The organism is Chitinilyticum aquatile DSM 21506 (genome assembly GCF_000430805.1).
Taxonomy (GTDB): Bacteria; Pseudomonadota; Gammaproteobacteria; order Burkholderiales; family Chitinibacteraceae; genus Chitinilyticum; species Chitinilyticum aquatile.
The window spans coordinates 319899-331184 of the sequence record NZ_KE387259.1; the positions used below are offsets into that span (position 1 = coordinate 319899).

The 11286-nt window shown below is 62.6% G+C and carries 10 protein-coding genes and 6 tRNA genes; 14 read left to right on the top strand and 2 right to left on the bottom strand.

The window, feature by feature from the left end; all coding sequences use genetic code 11:
* Window positions 1-192 precede the first annotated feature (192 nt).
* The 6 genes from H559_RS20665 (at window position 193) to H559_RS0114715 (ending at window position 7534) form a co-directional block, all read left to right on the top strand.
* Window positions 193-2871: a cation-translocating P-type ATPase gene (locus H559_RS20665; protein ID WP_034641481.1), complete on the top strand. Its 2679-nt coding sequence runs from the start codon at window positions 193-195 to the stop codon at window positions 2869-2871.
* Window positions 2872-2946: 75 nt separating this feature from the next.
* Window positions 2947-3738 carry a HesA/MoeB/ThiF family protein gene (locus H559_RS0114695; protein WP_051279555.1) on the top strand — a complete coding sequence of 264 codons (792 nt, stop codon included), beginning with the start codon at window positions 2947-2949 and terminating at the stop codon, window positions 3736-3738.
* Window positions 3731-4777, top strand: a complete 1047-nt coding sequence (locus tag H559_RS0114700; protein ID WP_028453296.1) for a substrate-binding domain-containing protein — start codon at window positions 3731-3733, stop codon at window positions 4775-4777. The genes H559_RS0114695 and H559_RS0114700 overlap by 8 nt, the downstream gene beginning before the upstream one ends.
* A 281-nt stretch (window positions 4778-5058) precedes the next feature.
* The gene (locus H559_RS20670) at window positions 5059-5490 is read left to right on the top strand and encodes an NfeD family protein (protein ID WP_051279557.1); all 432 of its coding nucleotides are present in this window, start codon (window positions 5059-5061) and stop codon (window positions 5488-5490) included.
* A gap of 114 nt (window positions 5491-5604) precedes the next feature.
* Window positions 5605-6552, top strand: a complete 948-nt coding sequence (locus H559_RS0114710; RefSeq protein ID WP_028453297.1) for an SPFH domain-containing protein — start codon at window positions 5605-5607, stop codon at window positions 6550-6552.
* 49 nt (window positions 6553-6601) lie between these two features.
* Window positions 6602-7534, top strand: coding sequence for an exopolyphosphatase (locus H559_RS0114715; protein ID WP_028453298.1), 933 nt, complete (start codon window positions 6602-6604; stop codon window positions 7532-7534).
* A 68-nt stretch (window positions 7535-7602) separates the two neighbouring features.
* Here the strand turns inward: H559_RS0114715 and H559_RS0114720 are convergent, their stop codons facing one another.
* Entirely contained in the window at window positions 7603-8463 is an 861-nt protein-coding gene (locus tag H559_RS0114720) for a polysaccharide deacetylase family protein (RefSeq protein WP_028453299.1), read from the bottom strand.
* Between the two features lie 93 nt (window positions 8464-8556).
* Window positions 8557-8862: a PilZ domain-containing protein gene (locus tag H559_RS0114725; RefSeq protein ID WP_028453300.1), complete on the bottom strand. Its 306-nt coding sequence runs from the start codon at window positions 8860-8862 to the stop codon at window positions 8557-8559.
* Between the two features lie 128 nt (window positions 8863-8990).
* Here H559_RS0114725 and H559_RS0114730 point away from each other — a divergent pair, with 128 nt between their 5' ends.
* The 8 genes from H559_RS0114730 to H559_RS0114765 all read left to right on the top strand — a co-directional run bounded on the left by H559_RS0114730 (window position 8991) and on the right by H559_RS0114765 (window position 11282).
* Complete coding sequence (locus H559_RS0114730) at window positions 8991-9209, top strand: hypothetical protein (RefSeq protein ID WP_028453301.1); 219 nt, start codon at window positions 8991-8993, stop codon at window positions 9207-9209.
* Between the two features lie 134 nt (window positions 9210-9343).
* Window positions 9344-9419: transfer RNA gene (locus tag H559_RS0114735), tRNA-Val, on the top strand.
* A gap of 7 nt (window positions 9420-9426) precedes the next feature.
* A tRNA-Asp gene (locus H559_RS0114740) sits at window positions 9427-9503 on the top strand.
* Between the two features lie 34 nt (window positions 9504-9537).
* Window positions 9538-9613: transfer RNA gene (locus H559_RS0114745), tRNA-Val, on the top strand.
* Between the two features lie 7 nt (window positions 9614-9620).
* Window positions 9621-9697 (top strand) — tRNA-Asp (locus tag H559_RS0114750).
* A gap of 34 nt (window positions 9698-9731) precedes the next feature.
* A tRNA-Val gene (locus H559_RS0114755) sits at window positions 9732-9807 on the top strand.
* Between the two features lie 7 nt (window positions 9808-9814).
* Window positions 9815-9891 (top strand) — tRNA-Asp (locus H559_RS0114760).
* A gap of 134 nt (window positions 9892-10025) precedes the next feature.
* Window positions 10026-11282, top strand: coding sequence for a PAS domain-containing protein (locus H559_RS0114765; protein WP_081413087.1), 1257 nt, complete (start codon window positions 10026-10028; stop codon window positions 11280-11282).
* Window positions 11283-11286: the final 4 nt, after the last annotated feature.

An 11286-nucleotide genomic window follows, 5' to 3' on the forward strand; every position in this document is an offset into this window, starting at 1 on the left:
GGCTGGCACGCCACTTCACCACCACTCTGGCGAGCAAATATAGGCAACACGGTATATACCCATAGCCATTTACCCTGAATGGCTGTGGGCATATACCCACTAGCAATACCATTCACCCCATCCAACATGGCTTCAGCACCCCGCCGTGACAGGGGCTGCCTATGCTGATAGAAACATTGCGGCAGCCTTCTCATGCATGTCACCCATCTTGCTGATGCCGAAGCGCTGGCCAGCCTTGGCAGTTCGGCCGACGGCCTCGATAGCGCCACCGCCCGGCTGCGCCTCACTGAATACGGCCCGAACCGCGTCGAGGAGGTCGCCGGCGTGCCGCTGTGGCGACGGCTGGCGCAGGAATTCAGCCATTTCTTTGCGCTGATCCTCTGGCTGGCAGCCGCCCTGGCCTTTTTCGCCGAATGGCGTGCGCCCGGTGAAGGCATGTGGCAGCTCGGGCTTGCCATCGTGCTGGTCATCATCATCAATGGCATCTTTTCCTTCTGGCAGGAATATCGCGCCGAGCAGGCACTGGCCGCACTGCGCGAGCTGCTGCCGCTGCAGGTCAAGGTGTTCCGCGACGGCGTACGGCTGACGCTGCCGGCCGCGGCGCTGGTACCGGGCGATCTGATCGAGCTGGAAGAAGGCGACCAGGTGCCGGCCGACTGCCGGCTGATCGAAGCCAGCGCCGTGCGCGTGAATCTGTCCACCCTCACCGGCGAAGCCGAGGCGCAGGGCCGCAGCACCGGCAGCGACCAGCCCGGCCATGTACTGGACGCGAGCAACCTGCTGTTTGCCGGCACCTCGCTCGTTGCCGGCCAGTGCCGCGCCATCGTGTTTGCCACCGGGATGCGCACCGAATTCGGCCGCATCGCCCACCTGACCCAGACCGCCGGGGAAACCAGCTCGCCACTGCAGCGTGAAATCCGGCGCCTCTCGAAACTGGTTGCGCTGTTTGCGCTGACGCTGGGCGTGGTCTTTTTCGGCATCGGCACACTGATGGGGCTGCCGTTCTGGACCAATCTGATGTTCGCCATCGGCATCATCGTGGCGAACGTTCCCGAAGGTTTGCTGCCCACCGTGACGCTATCGCTGGCGATGGCGACGCAGCGCATGGCCAGACGCAATGCGCTGGTGCGCCACCTCCCGGCGGTGGAAACGCTGGGCTCGACCACCGTCATCTGCAGTGACAAGACCGGCACGCTGACGCAGAACCGCATGCAGGTGCGCCAGCTCTACGCCGGTGGCCACCTGCTGACAACGGATGGCGCGACAGCCAGCGGCCTTGTCCGGCTCGCGACCAACGCGCACTACTGCCATCAGCTCAAGCTCGTCGTGCAGGAAGGCCAGCCGCGCTGGCTGGGCGACCCGATGGAAATCGCGCTGGTCGAATTTGCCACCAGCGCGCCCGTCCCATCGGCCGAAGTGCGCGATGAAATCCCGTTTACCGGCGAGCGCCGCCGCATGTCGGTGATCCTGCGGCATGACGCAGCCGACTGGCTGTACTGCAAGGGCGCGCCGGAAAGCGTGCTGGCGCTCTGCAGCGCCCACGACACCGCCGCGGGCACGCAGCCGCTGGATGATGCCGCACGCCAGCGGATCATCGCGGCACAGGAAGCCATGGCCGCACAGGGCTTGCGGGTACTGGCCCTTGCCTGGCGGCGCTTGAATGATGAGGCTGATCGCGCCGAGGAAGAGCTGGTGTTTTCCGGCCTGATCGGCCTGCATGACCCGCCGCGCCCGGAAGTGCCAGCCGCGATTGCGCGCTGCCATAGCGCCGGCATCAAGGTCATCATGGTCACCGGCGACCATCCGCACACGGCCACGGCGATTGCCCGGGAAATCGGCCTGGTCCGTGGCGATACCCCCGTGGTGATGCTGGGCGATGCACTGCGGCTGATGACGCCGGCACAGCTGCAGATTGCCCTTGAGGCGCCGGAAATCGTGTTTGCCCGCATCAGCGCCGAACAGAAGATGCTGGTGGTCGAGGCGCTCAAGCGCAAGGGCGAAATCGTGGCCGTCACCGGGGACGGTGTCAACGATGCGCCGGCGCTGAAGGCCGCGCACATCGGAATCGCCATGGGGCTGGGCGGCACCGATGTGGCCAAGGGCGCAGCCGACCTGATCCTGCTCGACGACAATTTTGCCAGCATCGTCAACGCCGTCGAGGAAGGGCGCGCGGTGTTCGAGAACATCCGCAAATTCCTCACCTACATCCTCACCTCCAACATCCCCGAGTTGCTGCCCTATCTGGGCTTTGTGCTGCTGGATATTCCCTTGCCGCTGACCATCATCCAGATTCTTGCCGTTGATCTGGGCACTGACATGCTGCCGGCGCTGGCGCTGGGTGCGGAAAAACCGCAGCACGCGCTGATGCGCCAGCCGCCCCGCGCGCGCGACGAGCGCCTGTTGTCGTGGCCGCTGCTGGCGCGCGCCTATCTGTGGCTGGGACCGCTGGAAGCCGCCGCATCGCTCACGGTCTTCTTTGCCGTGCTGCAACTGGGCGGCTGGCAGTACGGCAGCGAGCTGGCCCGGTTCAACCCGCTCTATTTGCAGGCCACCACGGCCTGCCTCGCCACCATCGTGATCGCGCAGGTGGTAAATGTCTTCGTCTGCCGCCACCCGCAGCGCGCGGCCTGGCAGTTCGGCCTGGCCAGCAACCCGCTGCTGCTGGCCGGCATCGCCTTCGAACTGCTGCTCTTGCTGGCGATTGTCTACCTGCCCGCCGGCCAGGCGCTGTTTGCCACGGCCCCCTTCACACCCGGCTTCTGGCTGCTGATGCTGGGCTTCGCTGTCCTGATGGGGATTCTGGAAGAAGGCCGCAAGGCATTCGTGCGGCGCGGCGTACGCAAGTCACACGCGCTTGACCCGGCGCAGTAGTCATTGCGGCCAGCTCTTGCCCGGCGCGTTTTTCTGGAATAATCGCCCTTAATCCCGCACCAGCCAGCGACTGCCATGACGTTCTGCCCCACCCGTACCGCCGATGTCGACCTTGATGATGACAGCCTGCTGCGCTACAGCCGGCATATCCTGCTCGACGAGCTGGGCGTGGAAGGCCAGCAGCGCATCTGCGCCGGCCACGTGCTGATCATCGGCGCGGGCGGCCTGGGTTCCCCGGCGAGCCTCTATCTGGCGAGCGCCGGCGTGGGGACTCTGACCATCGTCGACGATGACCATGTCGACCTGACCAATCTGCAGCGCCAGATCGTGCACACCGAAGATCGTGTCGGCGTGAACAAGGCCGAGTCGGCCAAGGCCACGCTCGCGGCACTCAATCCGCATATCACCATCAACGCCATTACTACGCGCGCCACTGCAGCGGAACTCGCCGCGCTGGTTGCCAGCGCCGACGTGGTGCTCGACTGCTGCGACAACTTCGCCACTCGCCATGCGGTGAACCGTGCGTGCGTGGCCGCAAAGGTGCCGCTGGTGTCCGGCGCGGCGGTGCGTTTCGACGGGCAGCTCACCGTATTCGACCCACGCCAGAACGATGCGCCGTGCTACCACTGCCTGTTCGGCGAAGATGGCGACGCCAGCGACAGCCCGTGCGCGACCTTCGGTGTATTTGCACCGCTGGTGGGCATCATCGGCGCCGCACAGGCTGCCGAGGCACTCAAGATATTGTCCGGCTGTGGCACTCCGCTGACTGGCCGCCTGCAATTGCTCGATGCGCGCGAGATGCGCTGGCGCGAAATGAAATACAAACGCGATCCGGCCTGCCCGGTGTGCGGAGGCCGGCATGGCTAAGGGCAGCAGCAGCGGCGACAGGCCGCGCCGCCCCACACTGCAGGACGTGGCCGACCGTGTCGGCACATCAAAAATGACCATCAGCCGCTACCTGCGCGACCCGCAGCAGGTGGCCGAAGCCACGCGCGAGCAGATCGCGGCGGTGATGGCCGAGCTGGGCTACATCCCCAGCCGTGTTCCCGACATGCTCGCCAATGCCAAAAGCCGCGCCATCGGCGTGCTGCTGCCGTCGATGTCGAACCAGGTTTTTGCCAGCGTGGTGCGCGGCATCGAAAGCATCACGCAGCCGGCCGGCTATCACTGCCTGTATGCCCACTACGGCTACGACGCGCTGCGCGAGGAAGAACAGATCCGCCAGCTGCTGTCGTTCCACATCGACGGGCTGATCCTCTCGGAAACGGTGCACACCGACACCACGCTGCGCATGCTGGACGTCGCCGGAATTCCGGTGGTGGAAGTGATGGAGCTGCCGGCGCGCCCCATTGACCAGGCGGTGGGAATGGATCACGAAGCCGCCGCCACGGCGATGGTGAATGCGATGCTGACCTGCGGCAAACGTCATATTGCCTATCTGGCCGCACGACTGGACCGCCGCACGCTGCTGCGCGAAGCGGGTTACCGCGCCGCGATGACCGCCGCCGGGCTTGTCCCTTGCGTGATTGCCAGCGAAGCGTCGTCGAGCTTTTCGCTCGGCGGCGAGCTGCTGCAGCAGGCACGGCAGGCACTGTCTGATCTCGACGGCGTGTTCTGCACCAATGACGACATCGCCGCCGGTGCCCTGCTCGCCGCGCAGGCGCACGGCTTGCGGGTACCGGAGGATCTGGCTGTGGCCGGCAGCAACGCGCTCGACATCGGCCGCGCACTCAGCCCGCAGCTCGCCAGCATCGTCACGCCCCGCGAGCAGATCGGCCGGCTGGCGGCCGAACGCTTGCTGGCACGCATCAACGGCGAGCATTTCGCCACGCCGGTCATTGATGCCGGCTTTACGCTCTTCCACGGTGGCAGCCTGGGCACGGCAAGCCAGCAGGAAAATACATAGCAATGTATATGCGCACAACCCTTTAATAAAAAGGGCCATTGCCATATACCCATCAAAGCAACATGCCATCATCATAATGGCACCTGCGGAGGCAAGTCCGCGTTACCCCGATGCCTCACGATGGCGCACAAGACTACCCAAACCCTGACGAGTCAATTACAGTAGCACTGTACTGGCACTGGCCTGCCATTGTCTTTTCCGGCCGGCCGCAGCCAGCGTGACGCGCAAGCGATCCAGTATGTTTGCCAGATGCCGGAACAACCGGCGAGGGAGTCATCGTCATGTCCCTGCTTGCCTGGTGGCTGATTGCCGCCCTTCTTCTTGCCGGTCTTGAAATGGCCACCGGCACCTTCTACCTGCTGGCACTGTCTGTCGGCCTGCTCCCGGCAGCGCTGACCGCCTGGCTGCAGGGCGACCTGACCAGCCAGCTCATTGCCGGTGCGCTCGGCTGTCTGGTCAGCCTCGCCGTCATCCGCAAATGGAAAACCCGCCTGATTCCATTGCGCCCCGAGCGCAATGAAGACACCGGCCAGCGTGTGCAGATCGAAAGCTGGCTGGACGAGCGCCATGCGCGCATCCATTACCGCGGCACACAATGGGATGCGGAGCTGGCCGCCAACGAGGCGCGCGATGATGCACTACCGCACTACTACATTGCCGGCCGCGACGGCGTGCACTTCACCATCAGCCGCGAACCGCCAGTACCGAACTAAATACATAGCACCCCATCAGCTTGCAGCCATTGATAATAAAAACATCCAGAGACATACCCATCAATAATCCAGGCCGGCACCGCATTGCTCCTGCCGGCAGCAAGGAGGTTTCCGATGTACGCCTTTCCGATTGCCCTGTTTCTGCTGGTCGTCATATTCGTCGCCAAAACGTTCAAGATCGTTCCGCAACAGAGCGCCTGGGTGGTCGAGCGCCTGGGCCGCTTTCATGCCGTGCTGCAGCCGGGCCTGAATCTGGTGATTCCCTTCATTGATCGCGTGGCCTACAAGCACTCGCTGAAGGAAGTACCCCTCGATGTGCCCAGCCAGATCTGCATCACGCGCGACAACACGCAATTGCAGGTGGACGGCATTCTCTACTACCAGGTCATGCAGCCGGAGCTGGCTTCTTACGGCACCAGCGATTACGTGCTGGCGATTACCCAGCTGGCACAGACGACGCTGCGCTCGGTGGTCGGCAAGCTGGAGCTGGACAAGACGTTTGAAGAGCGCGACGAGATCAACCGCGCAGTGGTCTCGGCACTGGACGAAGCCGCCACCAGCTGGGGCGTGAAGGTCCTGCGCTATGAAATCAAGGACTTGACCCCGCCGAAGGAAATCCTGCACGCCATGCAGCAGCAGATCACTGCCGAACGCGAAAAGCGCGCGCGCATCGCGCAATCGGAAGGGGTGCGCCAGGAGCAGATCAACCTCGCCAATGGCCAGCGCGAGGCGGCCATCCAGCGCTCGCAGGGCGACATGCAGGCGGCCATCAACGAATCCGAAGGTGAAAAGCAGGCGGCGATCAATCGCGCAACCGGCGAGGCCGAAGCCATTCGCCTGATGGCGACGGCCAATGCGGAGGCGATTGCCCGCATTGCAGCGGCCATCGGGCATCAGGGCGGCATCGAAGCGGTCAACCTGAAGGTGGCCGAGCAGTATGTCGCCGCATTTGCCAACCTCGCCAAACAGGGCAATACCATCCTGCTGCCGCAGAATGTCGGCGATGTGGCAGGCCTCGTCGCCACCGCAATGAACGTGGTGAAGTCGGCAAAAACCGGCTAAAACAAAACCTGATCGAACAAGGGCAGCGATTTCAGAAAGGGAGAAAGGCATGGCAGAACAGAAATACCGGCTGGTCACGCGCAGCGACTTCGATGGTCTGGTGTGCGCGGTGCTGCTGAACGAACTGGAGCTGATCGACGACATCCTGTTCGTGCATCCGAAGGACATGCAGGATGGCAAGATCGCCATCTCCGACCGCGACATCACGACCAACCTGCCCTATGTGGCCGGCGCACATCTGGCATTCGACCATCACCTGTCGGAAACCATCCGCAACACCGGTGAGCGCAACAACCACATCATCGATCCGGATGCGCCGTCGGCCGCCCGCGTGGTGTATGACTATTACGGCGGCGCGGAGCGCTTCCCGAACATCAGCACCGACATGATGGAAGCGGTCGACAAGGGCGACTCGGCCAATTTCACCCGCGAGGAAATCCTCAACCCGGAAGGCTGGGTGCTGCTGAATTACCTGATGGATGCCCGCACGGGGCTGGGGCGTTTCCGCGAGTTCCGCATCAGCAACTACACGCTGATGATGGATCTGATCAAATACTGCCGCGACCATGGCATCGAGGACATCCTGGCGCTGCCGGATGTGAAGGAACGCGTCGAGCTGTATTTCGAGCACGCTGCCGCCGCCAAGGAGCAACTGCAGCGCTGCAGCCGCATTTACGACAATCTGGTCGTGCTTGACCTGCGCGAAGAAGAAACCATCTACGCCACCAACCGCTTCATGGTTTACGCACTCTTCCCGCAGTGCAATATCTCGATCCACGTGCTGTGGGGCGTGCAGAAACAGAACACCGTGTTCGCCACCGGCAAGTCGATCCTGAATCGCTCGTCCCAGACCAATATCGGCGAGCTGATGCTGAAATACGGCGGCGGCGGACATGAAAATGCCGGCACCTGCCAGGTCAGCAACGAAGAAGCATCCGACAGGCTGCGCGAGCTGATCCTGCAGATCACCGCCGATGGCTGAACACCCCGGTCAGCCCGGTTGATGCAACAAGCGCCGCGATTGCGGCGCTTGTGCATTTCGGATTCTGCTCAGGGGAAAAGCGGCCCTTGCTGATCGCCCGCCGCACCCTGCGCCCAGGCAACAGAGTGATAATGCACCTGCGTAATCGGCCAGCTTTCCGCCAGTGCCCTGACCCCGACCAGACTGTGCCCCTGCGCTAGCCAGGCTTGCAGGAGGCCGCGCAGCACATCCAGCGCCCCGGGGCAAAGCAGCGACTCGGCACGCAGCATCAGCAAGGCATAATCATTTTCCTGCCAGCCTGCGCTTTGCTGCAGTAGTGAATCGCGCAACTGGGCAGATTCCCGCAGCAAATCGAACGCTGGCAGGCTGACCGGCATGGCCAGGCACTGCGCCAGCTCCGCGTTGGCCACGGGCCAGAATGGCCCGGAGCCTTCCGTGGCCGAAACACAGTAGAAACCATGCCGCTGCAGCAGACGGTACGCCATGCGGTTCATGCGGTTGCCCGGTGCAGCAAAGAGTGCGGGAGCCTCGCCAAAAATCTGCCGGTAAGCATCGATGACCTGCAGGATTTCAGCCTCGAAATCGCTCTCCGGTATATAAGCCCCCTGCAGAAGACGCAGCCAGTCAACACTTGATGGTGGCATGACGCCGCATTCGAAGCCGAGATCCCTGACCTGCCGAATCACGCCACTGCAGCGACGGGCAAGGACGGGAGCCGGCCAGAAACGCCCGTAGGCCAGCGCGGCACGGCCAAGCTCCCGGCGCCGCAACCAGCTATCCCGCCAGGCCAGGCCTGAACGGTCAGCACCAAGACTGAAGAAAAAACTGCCCGAACACTCCAGCTCTTGCAGCAGGGACAGGGCAGCGGGGACGGCACGTTCGGCACCGGCCAGATGGCTTACATCGATTCTCAGGGCAATAGCGGTCATGGGCGCAGATGAAAAGGCGAATCACAAACCGGCACGGTCACGCCGGGGCCGCTAGCTTATCATGTCCGGGCCAGACTCGCCGGAGCCAGCCCTTCAGCGCAACACCGTGACGATGGACAGGCCGAGCTCGTACATCTCCTTCTGCTGCAAGGCATGGCAGCGCATGACCCTGACATGCAGCGCCATAGGCTCCCTTGGCGACCCCGGGGCTGATGGAGGCATTACATAGACCTCGAATTCTTCCTGCGGACGCGGCACATAATTGGTTTTAACCGTCAGCCCCTGCACACTCAGATCGGTGCATTCACCGTAATAAGACATCCCCAGATCCGGCAGGCGCAGTTTTACCTTGCAGCTTACCGGCACGCGCAGTGCCGAGCGCTGGTCCTGCGGTGACATGCCGGGAGAATTCCTGCGCTTCATCGGTTTCCAGCTCCATCCATGACCGCAGAATCATATAATGGAGGACGGCCTGCGTACATAAGCCGATACTGATTTTCACCCTTCGCTCGACCAACGGGGGCGCCATGAGCAACATCAGCAGCATCCGCGCATTCAGCGCACAAATGTCCCAGACCCTGGTTCAGGGCGCGCAGCAAACCATGGGCGAAGTTCTGCAAAATGCAGAACGCCTCGACCGCAAGAAAGGCAATATCGCCGAAGCGGGACTGGAACGTGTCCAGCAAAGCAACGCGATTGCCGAGAAAAATGCCGAGCAGCGCCAGCGTATCGATATTTTTGTCTGAATCGCAAATACGCAGCACAAACAGCAACTTAATCCCAAACAGCGTGACCACGGCCGTAAAGCCGGATGTTTTTTGGCTTTCAGGGCTTGACGCTCACAAGGACGCATGATTAAATGCGCCCCTCTTCAGACGAAGGGTTGTTAGCTCAGTTGGTAGAGCGTCTGCCTTACAAGCAGAATGTCGGCGGTTCGATCCCGTCACAACCCACCACCCCTTTGAAGCAGACGTTTGGTTGGTTGTAATTCCGGCCTGTCACGCCGGGGGTCGCGGGTTCGAGCCCCGTCCGCTCCGCCAGCACTACAGCAGTAAATCAGCAGTACCTCAATATGGGTTGTTAGCTCAGTTGGTAGAGCGTCTGCCTTACAAGCAGAATGTCGGCGGTTCGATCCCGTCACAACCCACCACCGCTGCGGAGCGGTAGTTCAGTTGGTTAGAATACCGGCCTGTCACGCCGGGGGTCGCGGGTTCGAGCCCCGTCCGCTCCGCCAGCACTACAGCAGTAAATCAGCAGTACCTCAATATGGGTTGTTAGCTCAGTTGGTAGAGCGTCTGCCTTACAAGCAGAATGTCGGCGGTTCGATCCCGTCACAACCCACCACCGCTGCGGAGCGGTAGTTCAGTTGGTTAGAATACCGGCCTGTCACGCCGGGGGTCGCGGGTTCGAGCCCCGTCCGCTCCGCCACCCCCCTTGTCACACCCAACCTGTTGCAGCATGACCACGCAGCAAGCCCTGCAAACCACTCACTGGTCTGCTTTGCGGTTACACTTGCATTCCAGTTTTCTGCGACTTGGTCCAAAAACGACAGGAATTCGACAATGGCCGAAAGGGCAACGACAACACAGCCCCCCTCTCCCTGGTATAGACGCCCGCCCTGTCTGTGCAATATGGCCGCCACGGCACTACTCGCCGCCGCCCTCATCAGCCTGCTTGCCAGCGCCCTGCCACTAGCCACCCTGCTTCTCGCTGCAGCACTGATCAGCAACCTTTCCTCGCTCGAACTGGAACGCCGCCGTCGCAGCAAGCCTGCCCGCCTGTCCGCCGCTCCGACGACCATAATCCATCGCCCGCCTCCGAGTCACGGCGAATTGCTGGCAGACATTCCCGACCTGCTCTGGCTGATCGAAGGCAGCAATCGCATAATCACACCGCTGAATGCCAGCAAACTTGGCAACCACCCGAGTGGCAACGGAGAAAAGGATCGCCTCAGCGCCATTCTGCCCAGCCGGGCCGCCCGGCTATACCTGGAGGCATTGATTGCCCTGCACAGCGACAACACGCCTCAGCGCTTCGAATACCAGCTGGGCCAGAATGATGGGGAGCAGAGCACCTTCGAAGCGCGACTGATCCCGCTGGCCAACAACCGCTGCCTCGCGCTCATCCGCGATATCAGCCACATCAAGGCCATGGAAGAGGCTCTCTTCCACCAGCAATTGTTCGTACATCAGATCATCGACGCCAGCCCCGCACTGGTATTCGTGCGCGACCGTCACGGCCGCTTCCTGCTGGTCAATCGCGCCACCCAGAATTCACTGGGACATGAACTACTGGTGCAATCGCACATGGCCTGGATGGATCCTGACCGCCCGTTTGCCACCGGCGATGACGAAGTTCTGGAAGAGCAGCGCACCATCCGCCTGCTGGATCAGTGGACGCTGCCGAACGGGCAGGTGCACTGGTTCGACGTCACCAAGCAGCCACTGGTGCGTGACGATGAAACCTACATCCTGAACATCGCCATCGACATCACCCACCTCAAGGCCGCCGAAACGGCACTCGCCAGCGGCGATAGCCTCTTGCATGCCGTGGCCGATGCACTGCCTCACCCCTTCCTGCTGATCGAGGAAGGCATGGTCGAGTTCGCCAACTACGCGGCCTGCGATCTGCTGGGAATGACGCCGAACGAACTGATCGGCGAACCGCTTGACCGGCTGGCCAGCAACGCAGACCGGCTGATCAGCGGCGAGACCGGGGCGGCCAGCCTCGAACGCAGCAACGCTCCCAGCATCCCCTGCGCAATTCATCCGGTCGAGCGCGCTTCGCGCCCGGCCCACCTGATCGTCCTCGGCGGCTAGCCCT

Coding starts and splice junctions, on each gene's coding strand:
- H559_RS0114695 (WP_051279555.1), top strand. CDS start 2,947: ATGACGTTCTGCCCCACCCGTACCGCCGATGTCGACCTTGATGATGAC.
- H559_RS0114730 (WP_028453301.1), top strand. CDS start 8,991: ATGAGCAACATCAGCAGCATCCGCGCATTCAGCGCACAAATGTCCCAG.
- H559_RS0114715 (WP_028453298.1), top strand. CDS start 6,602: ATGGCAGAACAGAAATACCGGCTGGTCACGCGCAGCGACTTCGATGGT.
- H559_RS0114725 (WP_028453300.1), bottom strand. CDS start 8,862: ATGTCACCGCAGGACCAGCGCTCGGCACTGCGCGTGCCGGTAAGCTGC.
- H559_RS20670 (WP_051279557.1), top strand. CDS start 5,059: ATGTCCCTGCTTGCCTGGTGGCTGATTGCCGCCCTTCTTCTTGCCGGT.
- H559_RS0114765 (WP_081413087.1), top strand. CDS start 10,026: ATGGCCGAAAGGGCAACGACAACACAGCCCCCCTCTCCCTGGTATAGA.
- H559_RS0114720 (WP_028453299.1), bottom strand. CDS start 8,463: ATGACCGCTATTGCCCTGAGAATCGATGTAAGCCATCTGGCCGGTGCC.
- H559_RS0114710 (WP_028453297.1), top strand. CDS start 5,605: ATGTACGCCTTTCCGATTGCCCTGTTTCTGCTGGTCGTCATATTCGTC.
- H559_RS20665 (WP_034641481.1), top strand. CDS start 193: ATGCATGTCACCCATCTTGCTGATGCCGAAGCGCTGGCCAGCCTTGGC.
- H559_RS0114700 (WP_028453296.1), top strand. CDS start 3,731: ATGGCTAAGGGCAGCAGCAGCGGCGACAGGCCGCGCCGCCCCACACTG.